Genomic DNA, 19,246 nt, shown 5'->3' with positions numbered 1-19,246 from the left:
AAAGCCGGGACATGCCCGGCTTTCAAAATCTTTTCGGCAGGCGTGCTTGCCGCTTCCTGTCAGCCGTTCTGGTCGCCGCTATTGTCGGCAGCCGGCTCCTGTTCTTTCTCCTTCAGCACGTCCGTCAGCTTGTTGACGCCTTCGAAACCGGCGACGGCGGCGGCCGCCTTCGTCAGGAAACCGGCATTCGGGTCGACAGCCTCGACGGCCTCGTCGGCAGCCACGGCACCTGCAACTTCTTCAATCAGCTTTCCGATACCCATTTCAAGCTCCTGATCGTTTTTTGTCTGCCGCAAAGTTGCGGCAATCGAGCGTTGCGAACGCCTCGCAGCCGATGTTTGGAAAGTCACCGCAAGCGACCTTTTCCTCCCTGGGGCGAGGCATGGTTTTCCCCGGCTCCTGCCATTTAGGCAACTAAACTGAAAGCGGCCTTAGCCCAAGATGAAGCGAAGCTGATGCTGCGCAATCTCTGCGACACGCGCCTGCCCACATTTGTCACTTGCCGCCGCCAAGCCGTCACATCAGCCTAATAGGCCTGTGCTAAGCTTCCAGAATTTCGGACAATGCCAAACCGTTTGAACCTAGGAAATTTCCCGCCATGACATTCTCGTATCGCGTCACGGCTCTTGCCGCATCCTTCCTCCCCCTCCTTTTCGCGCCGGCCTTCGCCGACTCCGACGTGCTCTGGAAGATCGTTCATGACAAGTGCGTCGTACAAACTGCACCCTGCCTTTCGGTGAATACGGCCGAACACTACGCGATGCTGAAGGATCTGCGGGGCGTTGCGCAAGTTCTGCTGATTCCGACCGACAAGATTACCGGCATGGAGAGCGCGGCGCTCCTCGATCCTGCAACGCATAACTTCTTTGCCGATGCCTGGGCCGAGCGGGCCGATGTCGATGTTCGATTGCCGCATGCGCTCCCGCGTGACGGCCTCAGCCTGGCTATTAACGCACAGCAAGCGCGCTCACAGAACCAGCTGCATATCCACATCGATTGCCTGAGCGCTGATGCACGGGCAGTCCTCAAGGCCGATGCCGACAAAATTGGTGCCGACTGGGCACCTCTTCCCGATACCATCGCCGGCCACAGGTTCATGGCGGTCCGGGTCAAGGGCGAGACTTTGGGCGACTTCAATCCATTCCTGGCGCTTGCCAAGACATTGAAGGACCCGGCAAAGGAAATGGGCGATCACAATCTCGTGGTGGTCGGCGCCAACTTCGCCGACGGCCCCGGCTTCATCGTCCTGACGGATGTCGCCGCACCGGGCATGGGCGGCGAGGACGTGCAGGACCATAGCTGCGCGATTACGCATTAGAATCAGCATATTATCGCTTGGCGCGAAAGCTGCATCGATCACTTCTTCGATGCAGCCGCCCCTTTGCGCGAACGAAAAAGGCCTGGAAACCGGATTTATGAATCTGGTTTCTAACGTCTATCACGTTTCACATACTAATCTTTTTGATGCGGCCGGTTCAGTGTTATAGTCCGGGTTGTGAGCCTGAGCTATACGTCATCCGTTCGTTGAGCATCCAGATCATCGAACAGCACCGGCATTGAAGGTTCGCGATCGAAAGCCTCAGGAGGCGCCTCATGAATCTTCAAATCAATAGCCAATCGTACCAAGTCGATTCGGAGGAAGATACACCGCTCCTCTGGATCATCCGTGATGAGTTGGGCATGACCGGCACCAAATATGGTTGCGGGCTGGCACAATGCGGCGCCTGTTCGGTCCTTGTCGACGGCGAAGTGGTGCGCTCGTGCGTGACGCCGCTCGACAGCGTCGCCGGTCGACAGGTCACGACGATCGAGGCGATCGAAGCCGACCCGGTTGGAAAGCGTGTTGTCGCCGCCTGGGTCAAGCATCAGGTTCCGCAATGTGGTTACTGTCAATCGGGGCAGGTCGTCGCCGCGACCGCGCTCCTCAAACAAACGCCAAACCCTTCCGATGACGAAATCGCCGCGGCGATGATCAATCTCTGTCGATGCGGGACTTACAATGCGATCAAGGCGGCGGTCAAAGACCTCTCCTCCAAGGAAGGAGAGACGCTATGACCGAAACCAGCCGCAATCTCGTTCCGGAGGATGAATTCCCTACCGGATCTCCGGTCAACATCTCACGCCGGCACTTTCTCCTCACTTCTGCCGGTGCGGCAGCCGGGGCATTCGTGCTTGGCTTCGGCGTTCCTGTCGGCCGGGCACGGGCACAGCAGGCGGCAAGCGCTATGCCTCCAGGCACTCGCGTTCCGGCATTCCTCGAAATCCGCCCGGATAGCACCATCCGCTTCATGAGCCCCTTCGTCGAGGGCGGGCAAGGCGTCTTCACTGCGATGGCGCAGATCGTCGGCGAAGAACTCGATGCCGATCCGAAGACCTTCATTGTCGAAAATGCGCCGACAGGCAGCGACTATCTTGTCGTGCACGGCAAGATGCGCATCACCGGCGGCAGCATGTCGGTGCGCACCAGCTATGAGACCATGCGCCGGCTCGGCGCGCTCGCCCGCAACATGATCCTGCAAGCAGCCGCCAAGCGCCTGGATGCTCCGATTACCGAGCTGACGACGGAACCCGGCCGCGTGATCCATGCCGCATCGGGCCGCAGCCTCGCCTATGGCGACGTTGCGAGCGAAGCACTGGATCTGCCGGTTCCTGCCCCTGAGAACGTCGCGCTTCGGGACCCAAGCAAATTCCGATGGATCGGCAAACCGGTCGAACGGCTCGATATGCATGACAAGTCAACGGGCAAGGCAATCTACGCGATCGATTGCAAGGTTGACGGCATGTTGCATGCCGCCGTCCAGCACGCTCCCCGCCTCGGCCTGACGGTCGGCAAGATCCGCAACGAAGACCAGGTGAAGGCGATGCCGGGTGTTCATTCCGTCCATAGTCTGTCCGGCGCTGTTGCTGTCGTCGCTGAACGCTGGTGGAATGCCAAGCGGGCAGCAGAAGCCGCTCAAGTCGATTGGCGCGAACCCGGCTCGGACGCCGATCCTGCGCTCCGCTATATGCCCGCCGATTTTTCGACAACAGCTTTCAACGACAAGCTTGCTAACGAACCGGGCAATGGCAAGGAGGCGGAGAATGTCGGCGATATCGCCAAAGCGTTCGACGGCGCCAAGACCGTCATTTCCGCCACCTACAGGAGCCAGTATCTGCATCATGCGCAGCTGGAGCCGCCATCGACCCTAGCCCGCTTCAACCCGGATGGCAGTCTCGAAATCTGGATGCCCAACCAGGCGCCCGAGCAATTCCAGGCGGATATCGCCAAGCTGACCGGCCTCGACCCATCGAAAGTGACGCTCCACAGCCCCATTCTGGGCGGCTTCTTCGGACGGCACTTCCTGTATCCGTCCGCCAATCCCTATCCGCAGGCCATCCAGCTTGCAAAAGAGGTAGGGCGGCCAGTCAAACTGATCTGGAGCCGCGAGGAGGAATTTCTGCGCGATCCGATGCGCCCGATGGCGGCAGTGCGCTTCCGCGGCGCACTCGATGCCAACGGTATGCCAGTGGCGCTCGAGGCCATCAGCGCTTGCGAGGGACCGACCGAGGGCGTTTACGGTCACAAGGAGGATTCGCTGGATCCGACGGCCCTGGAGGGCCTGGCCGGCAAATCCTATGCAATCCCGAACTATCGCATCGCACAGATCTACGTCAAAAACCCGACGACACTCGCCTATTGGCGCTCTGTCGGCAATTCCATGAACGACTTCTTCTACGAGACCTTCCTGGACGAGCTGGCCGACAAGGGCGGGCAGGACCCCTACGAGCTGCGTCTCAAGCTGCTGCAAAAGAACGAGCGGCTGAGCAATCTCCTGAAAGCGGCCGGCGATCTCTCAGGCGGCTGGAAGCGGGGCCCCTTCACGGCGGAGGATGGCTCGAAGCGGGCGCGTGGCGTTGCCATGGCCTCTCCCTTCGGCAGCCATACGGCGGCAATCGCTGAGGTCTCCATTCACAACGGCCAGGTCGTCGTCCATGATGTCTGGGAAGCGATCGATCCCGGCAGCATCGTCAATCCGGCGATCATCGAAGCACAGATCAATTCGGCGACGGCGCTCGGAATGTCACAGGTTCTGATGGAGGAGGCCGTTTACAAGAACGGCGAGCCGGTGGCGCGCAACTACGACCTCTATCCGATCCTGCCGCCGGATCGCATGGCGCGCGTTCACGTCCGCATCGTCGAAAGCGGGGCAGAGATGGGCGGCATCGGCGAGCCGGGCCTGCCAGCCGTCCCTCCGGCGGTCGCCAATGCAGTTTCTACGCTGACGGGCAAACGGATACGCAGCATGCCTCTCTCCAACTACACCTTTGAAAGCTGAGGCGCAGCACTCGCTGCGCCAGGCACATATCCGGCTCTCGGCTCATTTCCGGTCCGAGAGCCGGCTTGGTTGGCTTCCGCCTGACAGAATACGAAATCCCGAAGCAAAGACATGAGGGCACACTCTTGAAGAAACTTCTTCTGGTTCTTCTCCTGATTATCGTGCTTGTGGCCGGCGGTATTGCGTGGTTCGTCACGCGCACGCCGGCTTCTCCCTTCGACAATGTCGCCGCGATACAGGCGCCTTCGGAAGACCTGCTGCGCCACGGCGAATATGTCGCGCGCCTCGGCGACTGCGTCGCCTGCCACAGCACGCCGAAGAGCGCTCCCTTCGCCGGCGGGCTGGAAATGGGGACGCCGCTCGGCTCCATCTTCACGACCAACATCACCCCGGATAAGGAAACCGGGATCGGCAACTATACGCTCGCCGATTTCGACCGCGCCGTCCGCCAGGGTGTTGCGCGCGACGGGCATCGCCTCTATCCGGCCATGCCCTACCCTTCCTATGTGAAGATGAACGACGACGACATTCGAGCGCTCTACGCCTATTTCATGAATAGGGTCGCGCCGGTACAGCAGGCGGACAGACCCTCCGACATCAAATGGCCGATGAACATGCGCTGGCCTCTGGCACTCTGGAACGCCGTTTTCACCGAAGGCGGCACCTATCAGCCGAAAACGGCCGGCGACGACCAATGGAACCGTGGCGCCTATCTCGTGCAGGGGCCGGGACACTGCGGCAGCTGCCATACACCGCGCGCCATCACCATGGCGGAAAAGGCGCTGGATGAGAGCAGTCCGCTCTATCTTTCCGGTGCTCTTCTCGACGGCTGGTATGCGCCAAGCCTGCGCGGCGATCCCAATACCGGCCTTGGCCGCTGGAGCGAGGAGGATATCTATGCCTTCCTCAAGAGCGGCAGGAACGGTCACGCCGTCGTCTTCGGCTCCATGGCGGATGCCTTCAACAATTCGACACAGTTCATGACGGACGACGACCTGAAGGCGATAAGCCACTACCTGAAATCCCTGCCCGGCGATCCCGCCCGCGACGGCACGCCCTGGCGATACGACGAAGGCACCGCCCAGAACGTATCGCTTTCCAACCGTGAGCAGATACCGGGCGCCCAGACTTTCGTTGCAAAATGCAGCTTCTGTCACGGCATCGACGGGCGCGGAAAGCAGCAATGGATTCCGCCGCTCGCCGGCTCTGCCGCTTCGCTTGCGAAGGAAAACGCATCGCAGATCAATGTGACGCTGAACGGTTCCAGCCGCGTCGTGGCGAACGGAATTCCGGATGCCTATCGCATGCCGCCGTTCCGCCAGCAGCTTTCGGACCAGCAGATTGCCGATGTCCTGACATTCGTGCGCTCTTCCTGGGGAAATCACGGCGGAGCGGTTGCAGCTAACGATGTGAAGGCCCTACGCGAGCATACGGATCCGGCAAGCAGCAGCCCGATCATATTGCAGATGCGGTAGCTCCTGGTTGCCCGTTGACCGTTGCCGTGCCGCTGCTCGTGACTTCCGGCATGGTGTCCCCATAAGCCTCAGGGCTATCGCATATGGGGCGGATGAGCACTGGAAATTCCTTCTCCCCGGCGGGGAGAAGGGACGCCGCAACGACTTCAGTCCATGCGGTTGCCCTACCATAAGCCGGATCAAGCATCTAAAGCATGTCGCGCAAAAGTGGGTAGCGGTTTTGCGAGAACGACATGCGCAAAATCAAGGATCTAAAGCACAGGAAGCGAATCTGAAAGATCGCGACGTGCTTTAGCGTTCCTGCCCGGCAAGCTTGAGAGCTTGCGCCCGCTTTCTTCTCCGGCTCACCCGCGACGAAGGCGTCTTGACCTGCCCTTCCTGGGGCAAGGAAATGATCGCCTTCAGACCGGGATTGTTGGGCTGAAGCAGGATATCGCCGCCATGCTGCCGGGCCACTGCCCTTGCAATCGACAGGCCGAGCCCGACGCCGCCCGTGCCCCTGTTTCTCGAAGCTTCCAGACGGAAGAAGGGCGCGAATACCTTTTCCTTCATATCCTCAGGTATGCCCGGGCCATTGTCTTCGACGACGATATCGATGGTGCCGGCCGAATGGTGAATATGGACCCTGGCATGGCCGCCGTAGCGCGCCGCATTTTCCGCAAGATTGCGGACGGCGCGGCGCAAGCCATCGGGCCGGCAGCGATAAGTCGTCTTTGGTCCTTCGATATACTCCACTGGCAGGCCGAGATCGGCAAGGTCGTCACAAATGCTGCCGACCAGCGCCTCCAGTTCGATGGCCCGCGTTTCCTCGGCCGTGGATTCACCACGTGCGAAGGAAATGGCGGCTTCCGTCATGCTCTGAAGCTCGTCGATGGTCGCCAGCATCTTCTGCTGTACGTCCGGATCCTTGACGAACTCGGCCCTCAACCGCAGCGAGGTCAACGGCGTCCTGAGATCGTGGCCGATCGCGGCCAGCATCCTCGTTCGATCATCGACAAAGCGATGCAGACGCTCCTGCATGCGGTTGAATGCTTCGGCGGTACGCTTGATGTCGTCAGGTCCTTGCTCCGGCAACGGCGGCAGATTTTCGCCACGCCCCAAGGCTTCCGCCGAAACGGCAAGCCGTCTCAGCGGGCGTGCGATGCGGCTGGCGATGAATACTCCGATGAGCGACAGGATGAGCGCGGTGGTCGCAAGTGAGGTGAGCGATTTCATATCCCACCAGCGGTCGCCGACATTCTTATAGAACGCCGTATTCAGCCACATGCCATCATTGAGCTTGACGGCAAGGCCATATCCATTGCGATCCCCGAAATAAACGAACTTTGCCGGCTGCGGCAGGCTCCAGAGAACGGGCGGTGGGGTAGCCCAGTCCTCGCCGGCGTTCGCCGTCATTACCCCCTTCGACATCAGATGATCGACATCCGGGCTCGAGCGCATGCCCCACTTCGCTCCAAGGTCGATAAAATTCTCGATCGGCCGTGCAAGTTCATTTGCCGCACGCGAGCGCCATGCGCCGGCATCCGTCGGCTCAATCTGCGAAAGCCAGAAACGGGAATAGCTGGTCTCGCTTGCGAGCAGCGCCTGTTCACGCAACGGCTTGGGCATGGATTCCATCAAGCGCGTGACGGAGGCGCACCGGCTGAAGAATTCGCTTTTCATGGCGGCATGCAGCGCCTTGGTGCGCTCGTCCCAGGAAATCGAAAACGTCAGGCACTGCGAGACGACAAGGGCAAGCAGGGTAAAGCCGATGAACTGGGCAGCAAGGCTCCTCCTCCACCAGTAGATCATTCGAACCCCACATCCGCCGAGAGGCTGTAGCCGCCGCCCCAATGCGTCTTGATGACCGAAGGATTCTTCGGATCCGGCTCGATCTTCTTGCGCAAGCGGCTCACCTGGTTGTCGATGCTTCTGTCGAAGATGTCGGCCGTCCTGCCAACCGTCAGATCGAGAAGCTGCTCGCGGCTGAGCACCATGCCCGGACGTTCGAGGAAGACCTTCAGAAGCCGGAATTCGGCGGTGCTGAGCGGGATGCCGACACCGTCGTCGCCCGAAAGCTCCTGCCGCCCCATATTGACGCGCCATTGACCGACGCGGATAACCCTGGCCTTTTTCAGCGTTTCCCGCTGCTGCTGCGGCACACCATTGGCCCGACGCAGGACAGCCCGGATGCGTGCCAGCAATTCGCGCGGATTGAATGGCTTCACCAGATAATCGTCAGCCCCCAGTTCAAGGCCGATGATGCGGTCCGTATCCTCACTCATGGCGGTCAGAAAGATGATCGGGGTATCCGTCGTCCCCCTGAGATGGCGGCAGACGGAGAGACCATCTTCGCCCGGCATCATGACGTCCAGAACGATCAGATCCACCGCACCGCGCTCGAGGATCCTTCTCAGGGCGAGCCCGCTATCGGCGACGCTGACCTTATAGCCCTGCTGCTCGAGATATTGGCCGACAAGGTCCCTTATATCCGAATGATCATCGACGACGGCGATGTGCGCAGCTTTTTGCATGACGGTTTCCACGATCTCAAGTCATTCTACAGAAGGCCGCTCCGAGCCGCATCGAAAAAAGTGTATCAAAGTTTCACATAGACCGGAGGGTTGCGCTGCAAGCGGCACCCCCGCTTGCAAACCTTGCGACAGCCGGTGCAAGCCGTATCGAGAGGATACGGATTTCATCGAACCTGTCCTCGAAATCCAATCGATATGTTGCGCGAAGAGGTCCCCTGCAGCTGACAAACTATAAGGTTGTTGTCACATGGATGTGCCGCGGACGGGCAAATTTGTAACAAGCTGTCGCAGCTCTCGTACCACCGATATGCGGAATGGGGCGACGACATCGCCCGGCTTCGATCAAGGGCAAATCCTGCCATTTGCTCTGCAAAATAGGCCGCTTGCAGCAGCCGTCCAACAATCACTGCCGCGCCGGCCTGTGCCAGAGCCGATGGCCGGCGCTGCCATCGCCGGCGACAGGCTTTTACATCTCCGGCACAAAGCTGCGACATGAGCGTCTTAACCTCCTGCTCGAAGATCACTTGCCCGGTCGAGACTATCGACGCTGACAGGAGGATATGGAATTGGCCATGGAATTATCACAGATCGCAACGCTTCGCCGCGTTCTCGAAATCTTCTGCGCCCGGCACGAACTGGAGTTCGCCGATCGAACGGCGATCATCGCCGCTCGTGAGCTCATGAAATTCGCCGACGAGGGCGAAACCGATCCCCTGGCTCTCGAGCAGCGCCTCGACGAGGCAATGCAGACTTCCGGCGGACCTATGCTGCCGGCCCAAAGGGCCGTGGCATCAATGGGCGCTTCATCGGCGCGGCAGCAATGATTGTCCGCCGTCGAAATTGTCCGGTCATCTTCCGCACCCAAAAGCCTCGTTTAAATTGGAAGGCAAACCCATGCACATTTCCCGCCGCACCGTGTTGACATCGATGGTGGCCGCGGCCGCCGCACCCAGATGGAGCTTTGCCGCAGACGAACGACGGGCTCTGGTCGTCTATTATTCCTATACCGGCCATACCAGGGCGGTTGCCGAAAAGCTTCGTGCACTCCTGGGGGCCGAGCTCTTCGAAATCCAGATGCGCAACCCTTATCCTCTCGACATGCAGCGTGCAGCCGAGCAGTCCAAATACGAGCTGGAAACGGGAGAGCTTCCTCCCTTGCTCGATGGCCTTCCCAATCTTTCGAAATACGACCTGATCCTCGTCGGCGGCCCGGTGTGGTGGAATACCATCACGCCGCCTGTCATGAGTTTCCTCGAACGGATGGATTTTGGGGGGCGGAAGGTTGCCGCCTTCTCCACATATGTGCTGGAGCCGGCGCATTATGAAAGGAATTTTGCCGCACAGGCACGCAGCACTTCGCTTCTACCCAGCCTGATGATCAGCGAATTCGAGGTCACGGAGAGGCTGGCGGACAAGGCCATCGCATCCTGGGCTCTCAAAAGCCTGCCGAAGGATGCGCCGCAAGCTCTCTAAGGTCGCCAACACACGCGGATTGCTCTCGCTCCACCATCCACGCATGTTGCAGCCTCTTGTCGCGATGACGCCGCATTCGCCGTGATATTCTGACGCCGCGGTATCAATGGTATTCTATGGTGCCGCAAGTCCTCCATCTGCGGAGATCCCAATGGGCGAAGCATTTCCAGCGACATCGATGCCGGACCGCGATTGGTGGACGGCACTTTGGCCCGATCCGCTGGCAACACTCCAAGCACTCGGCATCAAGCCCGGCATGACCGTCCTCGATCTTTGCTGCGGCGATGGCTACTTCACCGCACCGCTGGCAAAACTCGTTGCCGGAAAGGTCTATGCGCTCGATTTGGACGAAACCATGCTCGAAATGGCGGGGACGGAAGCCGATCGACAAGGCGTCTCCGTGCAAAAATGGATCCATGCCGATGCGCGCGACGTCGCAAAACATCTTCCCGAAAATATCAATTATGTCCTGATGGCGAACACGTTTCACGGTGTTCCCGATCAGCCTGGCCTCGTCCGCGCCATCCATTCGGTGCTCGCTCCCAAGGGGCTTTTCGGCATCGTCAACTGGGAGACGCGATCGCGCGAGGAGACTACGGTGCTCGGGCTGCCGCGCGGTCCCAGGACCGAGATGCGCATGGCGCCGGCCAAGGTCGCGGCGATTGTCGAGACCTTCGGCTTCAAGTCCCAGGCCGTGATCGAGCTGCCGCCCTATCACTACGGCGTGGTTTTCGCTGCCCTATAGCTGTGCCAAGGATGTCGCTGGTCATATTGCCAAGCCTACTGGCGGTCCCGGCCGAACGCAGGGACCACCACATCAATCAGCCGAACGCAACAGTGCGTATCCTGCGGAGCGAGAGTGCGATCAACAGGCCGGCGATCGCCGCGACGCTGCCCGCCAGAAAGACGCTGCCATAGCCGGTCCGGTCGGCCAGAAGGCCGGCAAATGGCCCGGTCAGCCCGTAGGCGAGATCCTGAAAGGCCGAGAAGCCTCCAAGCGCGGTGCCGCGCAGATGCGGTTCCACCCGCCGGACGACCTCGCGGCCCATGGAAGGATAGATCAGTGAGCATCCGAGCCCGGTCAGAAAGGCACCCGCCAGGGCGAGCATGGGATCGGCGGCACTCCAGATCAGCAATTGGCCTACCGCTTCGACCGCCAGTGACCCGAACGCGACCGGCAAGCCACCGATACGATCAGGCAGATGGCCGAAGAGCACGCGCACCAAAACGAAGCCGACGCCGAAGGCCGTCAGGCCCAGCCCGGCATAGCTCCAGCCCCGATTAAGGAAATACAGCGTGAAGAAGGCACCAATCGCGGCGAAGCCTATGCCCTGAAAACACACGACCGCCCCGTGCAGCCAGACCTTGCCGACGACGGTCCAGAATGGCGGGCGCTGCGCACCGGGATTAGGCGCAACGCCAGGAACCCGCCAGATCGCCATCAGCCCTAGGAATGGTAGAACAGCGCTGATCGCCGTTGTCCCGGCAAAGCCAAACCGGCTGAACAAAGCCAGACCGATCGGCCCGCCTACGGCGAGCGCTCCATAGATGGCGGCGCCGACCAGCGCCAGAACCCTGCCCGAACGAGCCGGGCCGACGACGCCAATGCCCCAGGCGATGATGCCGACGGCAACCAGACTTTCGCCCAGCCCCAAAGCCAAGCGTCCCAGAAGGAGGAGTAGAAAGGACGGCAACGGCGTGTCGGTGAGAACGCCGGCACCCAAAGCCATCAAAGCCCCCACGACATAGAATGCAAGCCCCCGCGTCACAGCCACCTTGGCGCCGCGATGGTCCGAGAGCCCGCCGGCATAGCCGCGCGTGAGGATGGTTGCCAGAAAGGCGATGCCGACGCCGAGCCCGGCCCAGACATTGCCGAGCCGCAATTGACCGCTCACATAAAGGGGCACGATCGGAAACGAGATGCCGATGCAAAGATAGGATATGAAGAGAATGACGCTCAGCAGCATCAGCCGGCCGCGCGTCTGTTCAGGTGTCGATCGAAAAGCCATGATAATCTCCGGGCTTTTCCTCGATCAGCGAAGGCACAAAAAAACGCACTCCGACCGACGAGGATCGTTGAGTGCGTTGCTTGACGTCAAACGCTTACGGCCGGCACCGCCGGCTGCCATTCCAATAGGCGCTTGCCGCAAGCGTGTCAACATCGCGTTGACCGCGCCGGAGGCATGCTGGCCCGCCCCTCACCGAAGCCTGAGGCTTTTAAGATAGGCGCAGAACATATCCGCCATGGCATCGCCATAGGCTTCGATCTCCTGCGCAGTTTGCGTGCTTTCCGAAAGCTGCTTTCCCGTGGCGCTCAGCGTCGTGGCGATCAAGTCCGCCGCCAGGACACGGGCCGCGTCATCGACCTCCGGCAAGGCTTCGCGCATGAAGAGCTGCAGGATGCGGTCCCCGGATGACCGCGCCTCATGCGCCTCCGGCGCATCACGATAAAGCGGCGCCGCGTCGTTGAGCGCAACACGCATCGCGGCCTCCTCGCATTCGGAGCGGATGAACGCGTGGACCAGGGAGCGTAATCGGCCCAGCGGTGGCGTTGCCGTATCCTCGAGGATGCGTCGCAGCATATCCGAAGTCCGCCGCCATTCGTCACTTTGCAGGCGAAAGAGGATCGCTGCCTTGTTGGGGAAGTATTGATAGAGGGAGCCGACACTGACACCGGCCTTTTCGGCAACGCGTGCGGTGGTGAAGCGCTGAGCGCCCTCCGTTGCCAAAACCTGAGCCGCAGCACTCAGGATCGCGGAAACGAGCTCGGTCGAGCGAGCCTGCTTCGGCTGCTTTCGCGAGGAAATCCGGGCTCTTGGACGATCCGTCATATCGAGGCCTGACAATGCGAATAGGAAAGATGACGAATTAATCGTATTTTGCGCGCCATGCAAACCGAAGAACAACATGGCGATGAAAGCAGCGGGCCGGCACGCGGAGCAGTCGAAACCGACGCCCTGGCAAAGACTGTCTCGCATGTGAGCCAAAGCCTGGTGAAAGCCGCACTTGCCGGCGCGAGCGACTCCGAGCTCGTCATTCTTCTCGGCCGTGCGCTGTATGCGGTGGGTCTCGACATTTCGACGATCGAGATCGGCTGTGATGCCGTCGATCCGGAGAGGGTGCAGCATTTCATTCGTTGGCGGCGAGACGGCGAAGGCACCGAAGACAATATTCTCGGCGGTAAGATCTTCACTGCCATGCTGGAGGAGGACGCAGCGGTTCTCCGCCTTGATGCTCGCAGCGGTCGCCTTGCATCCGTTCCGCAGGATAGAGCAACGGACGCCATCGCCTTTGCGAACCATCTTGCCCCCGACGTCACGCTCGGTTTCTTCGACGACGTCATGAGCCTGTTCATCACCGAGCGTCCCGGTGGGTTTTCAGCGATGGAAATAGAGCTGCTGCATCTCTTGACGCCTGTCTTCGCACTTGCCCTCGGAGCCCGATTGAATGCCGCCGCCGCGCGCGTTCTGCTGCAGACTTATCTGGGCCGCAATGCTGCAACCGCCTTGCTCGACGGCCGCGTGGGCCTTGGCGAGGTCGAGCAAATTCGGGCGATCGTGATCTATTGCGACCTATTCCAGTTCACCTCGCTGACCGAGCGGCTGGATCCTCGGGCTCTCATCGACCACCTCAATCTGTTCTTCGAGACGATTACCCGGCCTCTGGCTCGTGCCGGCGGCCAGGTCTCCGGTCATGTCGGTGACGCCGTCGTCATGTTCTTTCCCATTCCGGACGCCGAAAGTGAACGGCCGCTCTGTGCTGCTGCGGTAAAGGCCGCGCTGGAGGGGCTGCAGGCACTGGAGCGCGTCAATGCCATGCTGTCACGAAAGACGGCGCCGCCGCTGCGGGCGCGGATCGGCATCGACATCGGCGACGTCGTTCACGGCAATATCGGTTCCGCAGGCAGATTTTCGTTTACGATCATCGGCACGCCGGTAAACCGCTCGGCCCGATTGCAGGCCCTCGCCAAGGATCTGGACGCAGTTATGCTGATGACTTCGGCTCTCGCGGAGGCCGCCGGCATTCAATGCAAGTCTTTCGGCCGCCACGCTCTGAGGGGCTTCGACCATCCGGTCGACATCGTCGGTTTCGATATCTCCGGCGACCACTGAAATGCGAATGACAGCTCTCACGAGATTGCACGGGATGTGATCAGCTCGCGGATTTACTGAATATTTTCAAAATCATAAATGCATTCCACGCCTACATCGGCCGACGCGATTATGAAAAGCGACGAATTATTCGTATTTTTTCGCCGACGAAAACGTCAGTCCTGAACGGAGAAAAATATGACCTCCCTGACCAACGCCCCGCTCGCACCCTTGCTCGATCGCCTGTTCGAGGAAGCCGATGCGACGTCGCCCGCGACAACTCCATCGGTCGCCGCCTACTGGGGCGGCCTTTCCAGCGAGGAACGCGCGCGTCTGGTGCGCAGCAAAACCGACTACCTCGATTTCTATGCCCGGCTGAAGGACATACCGCTCGCGGTCTCGCGCGAGGCTGGAACCTTGCTCTATATGCTGGCGCGAAGCACGGGAGCCCGCACCATCGTCGAATTCGGAACTTCCTTCGGCATCTCCACCCTTCACCTTGCGGCTGCGCTGCGGGACAATGGCGGCGGGCGTCTGATCACCACCGAATTCGAACCCTCCAAAGTGGCACGGGCGCGGGAACATCTAAAAGCCGCTGGCCTCATCGATCTCGTAGAGATCCGGGAAGGCGATGCCCTGCAGACGCTGAGCGCCGATCTGCCCGATGCTATCGACCTGTTGCTTCTCGATGGCGCCAAGGCGCTCTATCCGGACATTCTGAGGCTGGTGGAAAGCCGCCTAAGGCCGGGAGCTCTCGTGCTGGCCGACAATGCGGATTTCTGCCCCGATTACTTGGCATGGGTGCGGTCGCCGGCAAGCGGATATATGTCCGTACCGTTCGCCGAAGACATCGAACTGTCGATGCGGATCGGATGACGCCATTCACGGCGCAAGCGCGTCCCTGGAGTGCTTGCAACATCCCCTGCATTCACTGCCGACTGCGGCGACGGCTTTCACATGCTCTATTGCGTTGGCGTCGCGGCCGTCACGCCGCGGTATGAACAAGCTTGAACTGCGAGCGCCTGTAGAAGGCCAGCATTTCCCGCTCGAAACTTTCCACGGCCAGCACGACCCACGGCTCGTAATGGTCTCTGCGGGAGCGCATCCTGCGTCGGCCATCCGGGTCGAGCATTCCGCGCAACGCCCAATCTACCAACCCCATCCCGTCACTCTCACCCCGCCAAGGTCCCTTCACCATCCGCCTTACCGGCCTCAATCGCGTCCGACGGCATGGCCAACGCTAAATAGGTAACCCCTGATCGAAAGAAAGGTGAAGAAACGTTGTATTAAGGTTTGTAACATGGGTTTGCCTGGGACTGTCGCATTGCGGCGACACCCGGCAGCCAATCCCGCTCGGCGGCGATCGCAAACAGGGCTGAACGAGGATGTCGGCGCCTGCTTCCATAACGATGGGATCATCTGAACATCAGGCGCGTGACGTGGCGATCGATCATCCGCGAATTCGCTTCGATCCAGCGCCAGACCATGGCCATGACAAACATGGTCAGAAGCCATCCGAGCATGACATCCGACAGGAAATGAGCACCAAAGATCACGCGGTTGAACGCCACGAACAGCGAGCATGGTACCAGGATTACCGCAGCAATCCATCTGCGCCCCACAGGCACAAATATCAATAGGGACAGCGCCGCCGCAGCCGCGGCTGCTTCGCCGGAAGGGAAGGAACAATTGCGGGTGCACGCTGCCGAAAACTGCCACACCGGGGTAAAATCAGCTGTGCCCCCGAACTCGATCAGCTGACGAGGGCGCACGCGTCCAATCGCTACTTTTAGCGTCTGCACCACCAATAGCGGCCCGGCGGCAAAGCTCAGGAGCACGAAAAGCGGTTTGTGAGGAGGGCAGAACCGCAATCGCCGCGGCAGGAAAACATGCAGGACGATGATGACGGCCATGGTGCCGAGAATATAAGGCTGGCTTTGACGGGCAATATCCCTCACCGCCTTCAGCCAGGGGTTTTCCGCGAGCCAGAAGACATGTCCGTGGGCAAATAAGCGCGCAACGGCCAGATCGAGTTTCGGAAAGACCACGAAGACGAAACTGCTCCAGACGATCAGCATACCGATGGCTGCCAATTCACCATCAGCCGTTGCGTGCTCCTGCCGCCGGCGCAGCCGCGCTTGGCCGGAATCGGAGCTCCAGGAATTCGATGCAAATTTCCACATGCCATATCTCCAGAGACGGAATGGCGCCAAGCTGAATCCCGATTGTCAAGAAATGGCGAAGATCGCATCAAGGCCCTGTTCAGAATCGGCCATCAGGCAATCGGAAAGCTGTTTGGAAATTGCGGAAGCCGGTTTTGTCCGCAATAGTAGAACTCGGGCGGCAAAGCCGAACGGAAAAACAGAAGAAACACAGGGCGCTAGGGGTGGATAACAGTCTTGTTCTCATCGTGGAGGATGAACCGGCAATCGCACAGATACTCGAGGGCTATCTGACGCGGGACGGTTTTCGCACGGTCCGCGCCGGCGACGGCGAAACCGCGCTGCAGCACCATGCGCTTTTGAAGCCCGATCTCGTGCTTCTGGATGTTCGTTTGCCGAAACTGGACGGCTTCGGTGTGCTCGGCCGCCTGCGCCAGGCCGGCTCAACGCCGGTCATCATGGTCACAGCCGTCGCTGACGACATCGACCGACTGAGCGGGTTGCGCCTCGGTGCCGACGACTACGTCGTCAAACCGTTCAACCCGCAGGAAGTCGTCGCCCGCGTCAGAGCGGTCCTACGCCGGACGCAGGGCGAGCGCGCAGAAGCCATCAAGCGCTTCGGCGCGCTGGAGGTCGATTTCGGCAGCTACACCGTCTTCATCAACAGGGACGAAGGCCGTGTTGCAGTGCCGTTGACGCTGAGCGAATTTCGAATCCTCGCCTACATGATCCGCCATCCGACCCAGGCTTTCGCGCGCGCCGATATTCTCGATGCCTGCCTGCCGGAAAGCGATGCCCTGGTGCGTACAGTCGATACCCACATCTCTAATCTCAGACGCAAACTGGAAGAAATGGGGCAGATCGGCTTCTTTCCTGCCGTGCGCGGCATCGGCTATCGCTTTTCGGATCCGCGATGAAAAGACAGAGAATTCCCAGCGCGCCGCTTGCAACGCTCACGGCCATAGTCACCACGATCATGCTGCTGCTCAGCGTTGGCCTAACCTATCTGGGGGTCAACTGGTATGCGACCTATCTGGAGCAAGGCATCAGCGAGGCCCTGCCGCCCAAGGCCGCGGCGACCTACAAGATGCTGAGCGAAAACAAGGTTCCCGATGGAGATTCCCTTAAGCTCCTGGTCGAACACCTCATTTCGCTGACGGAACCTACGGATCTCAAGGTGCAGCTCTCCGTCCTCGTTTTCGGCCTCTTGTCGGCTCTACTCTGCGCCGTAATCGGCGTCTTCCTGGCGCGGCGGCTTGCGCGCCCGCTCGAAGATCTCACTTTCGCCGCCGAGGGCCTGAAGTCCGGCGACTTCTCCGTCCGCGTCGCAGCCTCCTATCGCAGCACGCGCGAAGTCGCGAGCCTCGTTGAAACCTTCAACGCCCTTGCGACCAGCCTGGAGACGATGGAGGAAAGATTGCGCTTCAACAACATGGCGGTTGCACATGAGCTGCGCACACCGTTGACCATCCTGCAGGGATCGCTGCAGAGCATGCTCGATGGCGTGTTTCCGATGGATCGGAAAATCATTTCCGACCTCCTCTTGCAGGTCGAAGGCCTGGGACGGGTTGTCGAGGATCTGCGCACCCTGTCGCTCGCCATCGGCCAGAAACTCGTGATGGAACGTCAGCGCATCGACGCATCCCTGCTGGTCGAGACTGTCATCGCCTCGGCAAAACCCATGCTGGAAGCCAGCAAGCTGCAGGTCGAAACTGAGCTGAAACCCGCCTGGATCTCAGCCGACTCCCCCCGCATTCGCCAAGCCGTGCTGGCGCTGCTCGAAAATGCGTGCCGCTACGCTGCCGAAGGTGGATGGCTGCGATGCGAAACCGAGCAGCTGGCGGACGATAGGATCGTCATTCGCGTTCTCGATCACGGTCGCGGATTTCCGCAGGATATGGATGCCGTCGCCGTCAACCCTTTCTGGCGCGGCGACCCCTCGCGTTCGCGGGCGACCGGCGGCACCGGGCTGGGACTATCCGTGGTGCAGGCAATCGCGGCTGCCCACGGCGGACATCTTGAATTCGCAAATCGGCCCGAGGGCGGCGCCATGGTCGCAATCCATTTGCCAGACGGTATGCCTGGAGAAACGCGCGGTTTCGGTGAGCAGGATACAGCCTCCGGACAATGCCGGCTTTGTTGAACAAGGCCACCGCGGTCGGGCCGTCAGTGGAAGAGTTCGCCGATATTGAGGAACCACGACTTTTTCTGGCTGCGCCTGTCCTCTCTCTGAATTTTCGAATGGGGGATCTGGAAGCCGTAGACGCACTCCGGCTCGCCGGAACGCTCAAGCCAGAAAGCATCGATGTTCGATAGCAGCATCGATTGCCGGGAACGCCGGCGATATTGAATCGGGTGCCTTGCCTGCGAAACCGCGAGGAAGTGCTGCATGCCTCCCTCCGCCGCCAGGCCCTGCAGCACGATCAGGATCGCCTCTTTGGGCCTGAGGCCGGCGAGATCGCGAGTTACCTCGATGATACGCTGCTTCGCATTGCGTGGTCCCTGCATGCTGCCGACGACGAATGTATAACGCCCCTTCGTCCCTTGATAGACGAACGTGAATCTGGCCGTGCAAAGAACAGCCTGATCGCTCACGCGCAGGAGTTTGATGGCGAAAGCACCCTCATGGCGGCCGCCGCTGCGGTCGGCGAGCGCAAGGTGGCATGCATATGCCTCGCATTTGCCCTGCACCGTCCCCATTTCCAGCCATTCGCCGCGCCAGAGCCGTATCATGCTGTCTCTGGAGAGGATGGTTTCAGCAATCGAAAAATGCTCGATGAGAAGAGACAGCCGACGGGAATTGGGCATTCTGTGGACGAGAAACTTCGAAAGCGGTTTCTGCAGCAGTTCGTCATGCGGAGGCGGTAATTCATGCGTAGCCGCGAACGCCGTGATAAAGCGCCACCAACGAATAGTCAGAAGCGGGTTTGCAGCAAAGCGGCACCAGAAGAGAAAAGCACGCTTCCAGCGCACGCGCAGGCCGAAGGTCAATATTCTCCAGATGACGATGTATCGCGATATAGGCGGTCGGGAAGCCGTTGGTGGCAACGCAGGACAAGGGGAAATCTTGGATAGGAGGCGCTCCGGCGCCGCAGCAGCTGATGTCTTTTGATTCATGCGAAAGTCCGGCGGATTTGGTTTCGCCGAACCATCTGCGTTGGGATTGTCAAGGCAGCGTCAAGACAAGATCAGCCTTTCATGAGGCATGCCACGAAG

General features: G+C 60.3%; 19 protein-coding genes. 11 read left to right on the top strand and 8 right to left on the bottom strand.

The features are described 5' to 3' along the window. Nucleotides 1-59: 59 nt before the first annotated feature. Nucleotides 60-263: a hypothetical protein gene (locus tag AC13QY_RS01780; RefSeq protein WP_092707204.1), complete on the bottom strand. Its 204-nt coding sequence runs from the start codon at nt 261-263 to the stop codon at nt 60-62. Nucleotides 264-598: 335 nt separating this feature from the next. Here AC13QY_RS01780 and AC13QY_RS01775 point away from each other — a divergent pair, with 335 nt between their 5' ends. The 4 genes from AC13QY_RS01775 to AC13QY_RS01760 all read left to right on the top strand — a co-directional run bounded on the left by AC13QY_RS01775 (nt 599) and on the right by AC13QY_RS01760 (nt 5,791). Further along, entirely contained in the window at nt 599-1,318 is a 720-nt protein-coding gene (locus tag AC13QY_RS01775; RefSeq protein ID WP_113350674.1) for a CDP-diacylglycerol diphosphatase, read from the top strand. 275 nt (nt 1,319-1,593) lie between these two features. Then, the gene (locus tag AC13QY_RS01770) at nt 1,594-2,055 is read left to right on the top strand and encodes a (2Fe-2S)-binding protein (protein ID WP_488492703.1); all 462 of its coding nucleotides are present in this window, start codon (nt 1,594-1,596) and stop codon (nt 2,053-2,055) included. Further along, nucleotides 2,052-4,316 (top strand): xanthine dehydrogenase family protein molybdopterin-binding subunit, encoded by a 2,265-nt coding sequence (locus tag AC13QY_RS01765; RefSeq protein ID WP_488492702.1) that lies wholly within the window; start codon nt 2,052-2,054, stop codon nt 4,314-4,316. Before AC13QY_RS01770 ends, AC13QY_RS01765 begins: the two co-directional genes overlap by 4 nt. Nucleotides 4,317-4,441: 125 nt before the next feature. After that, on the top strand, nt 4,442-5,791 hold the full coding sequence (locus AC13QY_RS01760; RefSeq protein WP_488492701.1) for a c-type cytochrome: 1,350 nt from the start codon (nt 4,442-4,444) through the stop codon (nt 5,789-5,791). Between the two features lie 291 nt (nt 5,792-6,082). Here AC13QY_RS01760 and AC13QY_RS01755 read toward each other — a convergent pair whose 3' ends face one another. Continuing rightward, on the bottom strand, nt 6,083-7,582 hold the full coding sequence (locus AC13QY_RS01755; protein WP_488492700.1) for a sensor histidine kinase: 1,500 nt from the start codon (nt 7,580-7,582) through the stop codon (nt 6,083-6,085). Further along, nucleotides 7,579-8,304, bottom strand: coding sequence for a response regulator (locus AC13QY_RS01750; RefSeq protein WP_113350679.1), 726 nt, complete (start codon nt 8,302-8,304; stop codon nt 7,579-7,581). Before AC13QY_RS01750 ends, AC13QY_RS01755 begins: the two co-directional genes overlap by 4 nt. A gap of 572 nt (nt 8,305-8,876) precedes the next feature. On the opposite strand from AC13QY_RS01750, the gene AC13QY_RS01745 reads away from it, so the two are divergent. The 3 genes from AC13QY_RS01745 (at nt 8,877) to AC13QY_RS01735 (ending at nt 10,522) form a co-directional block, all read left to right on the top strand. Continuing rightward, entirely contained in the window at nt 8,877-9,128 is a 252-nt protein-coding gene (locus AC13QY_RS01745) for a hypothetical protein (RefSeq protein WP_145633950.1), read from the top strand. 70 nt (nt 9,129-9,198) lie between these two features. Further along, nucleotides 9,199-9,777 (top strand): flavodoxin, encoded by a 579-nt coding sequence (locus AC13QY_RS01740; protein ID WP_113350681.1) that lies wholly within the window; start codon nt 9,199-9,201, stop codon nt 9,775-9,777. A 151-nt stretch (nt 9,778-9,928) separates the two neighbouring features. Beyond that, on the top strand, nt 9,929-10,522 hold the full coding sequence (locus tag AC13QY_RS01735) for a class I SAM-dependent methyltransferase (RefSeq protein ID WP_113350682.1): 594 nt from the start codon (nt 9,929-9,931) through the stop codon (nt 10,520-10,522). A 76-nt stretch (nt 10,523-10,598) separates the two neighbouring features. On the opposite strand, the gene AC13QY_RS01730 is transcribed toward AC13QY_RS01735, so the two are convergent. Beyond that, nucleotides 10,599-11,786: an arabinose transporter gene (locus AC13QY_RS01730; protein ID WP_113350683.1), complete on the bottom strand. Its 1,188-nt coding sequence runs from the start codon at nt 11,784-11,786 to the stop codon at nt 10,599-10,601. 189 nt (nt 11,787-11,975) lie between these two features. Continuing rightward, the gene (locus tag AC13QY_RS01725; protein ID WP_113351047.1) at nt 11,976-12,608 is read right to left on the bottom strand and encodes a TetR/AcrR family transcriptional regulator; all 633 of its coding nucleotides are present in this window, start codon (nt 12,606-12,608) and stop codon (nt 11,976-11,978) included. A gap of 57 nt (nt 12,609-12,665) precedes the next feature. On the opposite strand from AC13QY_RS01725, the gene AC13QY_RS01720 reads away from it, so the two are divergent. Both AC13QY_RS01720 and AC13QY_RS01715 read left to right on the top strand, forming a co-directional pair. After that, the gene (locus AC13QY_RS01720; RefSeq protein WP_113350684.1) at nt 12,666-13,889 is read left to right on the top strand and encodes an adenylate/guanylate cyclase domain-containing protein; all 1,224 of its coding nucleotides are present in this window, start codon (nt 12,666-12,668) and stop codon (nt 13,887-13,889) included. 177 nt (nt 13,890-14,066) lie between these two features. After that, nucleotides 14,067-14,744: an O-methyltransferase gene (locus AC13QY_RS01715; protein WP_113350685.1), complete on the top strand. Its 678-nt coding sequence runs from the start codon at nt 14,067-14,069 to the stop codon at nt 14,742-14,744. Between the two features lie 109 nt (nt 14,745-14,853). Here the strand turns inward: AC13QY_RS01715 and AC13QY_RS01710 are convergent, their stop codons facing one another. Together AC13QY_RS01710 and AC13QY_RS01705 are read right to left on the bottom strand one after the other, a co-directional pair. Further along, the gene (locus AC13QY_RS01710; protein ID WP_162748755.1) at nt 14,854-15,030 is read right to left on the bottom strand and encodes a hypothetical protein; all 177 of its coding nucleotides are present in this window, start codon (nt 15,028-15,030) and stop codon (nt 14,854-14,856) included. A gap of 253 nt (nt 15,031-15,283) precedes the next feature. Continuing rightward, entirely contained in the window at nt 15,284-15,946 is a 663-nt protein-coding gene (locus tag AC13QY_RS01705) for a phosphatase PAP2 family protein (RefSeq protein ID WP_233788565.1), read from the bottom strand. Between the two features lie 308 nt (nt 15,947-16,254). Here AC13QY_RS01705 and AC13QY_RS01700 point away from each other — a divergent pair, with 308 nt between their 5' ends. Both AC13QY_RS01700 and AC13QY_RS01695 read left to right on the top strand, forming a co-directional pair. Continuing rightward, entirely contained in the window at nt 16,255-16,947 is a 693-nt protein-coding gene (locus AC13QY_RS01700) for a response regulator (protein ID WP_113350688.1), read from the top strand. After that, nucleotides 16,944-18,173, top strand: a complete 1,230-nt coding sequence (locus AC13QY_RS01695) for an ATP-binding protein (protein ID WP_113350689.1) — start codon at nt 16,944-16,946, stop codon at nt 18,171-18,173. Before AC13QY_RS01700 ends, AC13QY_RS01695 begins: the two co-directional genes overlap by 4 nt. 23 nt (nt 18,174-18,196) lie before the next feature. Here the strand turns inward: AC13QY_RS01695 and AC13QY_RS01690 are convergent, their stop codons facing one another. Then, nucleotides 18,197-19,147, bottom strand: a complete 951-nt coding sequence (locus AC13QY_RS01690; protein WP_488492699.1) for a DUF535 family protein — start codon at nt 19,145-19,147, stop codon at nt 18,197-18,199. Nucleotides 19,148-19,246: the final 99 nt, after the last annotated feature.

The sequence above is a fragment of the Martinezella sp. CNPSo 3795 genome (genome assembly GCF_057784475.1).
The sequence above is the reverse complement of the archived record's forward strand: the minus strand, read 5'-3'. Positions and strand labels throughout refer to the sequence as shown.

Excerpts from the sequence above, each read along its gene's own strand:
- AC13QY_RS01780 (WP_092707204.1), bottom strand. The coding sequence starts at position 263 with ATGGGTATCGGAAAGCTGATTGAAGAAGTTGCAGGTGCCGTGGCTGCC.
- AC13QY_RS01775 (WP_113350674.1), top strand. The coding sequence starts at position 599 with ATGACATTCTCGTATCGCGTCACGGCTCTTGCCGCATCCTTCCTCCCC.
- AC13QY_RS01770 (WP_488492703.1), top strand. The coding sequence starts at position 1,594 with ATGAATCTTCAAATCAATAGCCAATCGTACCAAGTCGATTCGGAGGAA.
- AC13QY_RS01765 (WP_488492702.1), top strand. The coding sequence starts at position 2,052 with ATGACCGAAACCAGCCGCAATCTCGTTCCGGAGGATGAATTCCCTACC.
- AC13QY_RS01755 (WP_488492700.1), bottom strand. The coding sequence starts at position 7,582 with ATGATCTACTGGTGGAGGAGGAGCCTTGCTGCCCAGTTCATCGGCTTT.
- AC13QY_RS01750 (WP_113350679.1), bottom strand. The coding sequence starts at position 8,304 with ATGCAAAAAGCTGCGCACATCGCCGTCGTCGATGATCATTCGGATATA.
- AC13QY_RS01745 (WP_145633950.1), top strand. The coding sequence starts at position 8,877 with ATGGAATTATCACAGATCGCAACGCTTCGCCGCGTTCTCGAAATCTTC.
- AC13QY_RS01740 (WP_113350681.1), top strand. The coding sequence starts at position 9,199 with ATGCACATTTCCCGCCGCACCGTGTTGACATCGATGGTGGCCGCGGCC.
- AC13QY_RS01735 (WP_113350682.1), top strand. The coding sequence starts at position 9,929 with ATGGGCGAAGCATTTCCAGCGACATCGATGCCGGACCGCGATTGGTGG.
- AC13QY_RS01730 (WP_113350683.1), bottom strand. The coding sequence starts at position 11,786 with ATGGCTTTTCGATCGACACCTGAACAGACGCGCGGCCGGCTGATGCTG.
- AC13QY_RS01725 (WP_113351047.1), bottom strand. The coding sequence starts at position 12,608 with ATGACGGATCGTCCAAGAGCCCGGATTTCCTCGCGAAAGCAGCCGAAG.
- AC13QY_RS01720 (WP_113350684.1), top strand. The coding sequence starts at position 12,666 with ATGCAAACCGAAGAACAACATGGCGATGAAAGCAGCGGGCCGGCACGC.
- AC13QY_RS01715 (WP_113350685.1), top strand. The coding sequence starts at position 14,067 with ATGACCTCCCTGACCAACGCCCCGCTCGCACCCTTGCTCGATCGCCTG.
- AC13QY_RS01710 (WP_162748755.1), bottom strand. The coding sequence starts at position 15,030 with ATGGGGTTGGTAGATTGGGCGTTGCGCGGAATGCTCGACCCGGATGGC.
- AC13QY_RS01705 (WP_233788565.1), bottom strand. The coding sequence starts at position 15,946 with ATGCTGATCGTCTGGAGCAGTTTCGTCTTCGTGGTCTTTCCGAAACTC.
- AC13QY_RS01695 (WP_113350689.1), top strand. The coding sequence starts at position 16,944 with ATGAAAAGACAGAGAATTCCCAGCGCGCCGCTTGCAACGCTCACGGCC.
- AC13QY_RS01690 (WP_488492699.1), bottom strand. The coding sequence starts at position 19,147 with ATGAATCAAAAGACATCAGCTGCTGCGGCGCCGGAGCGCCTCCTATCC.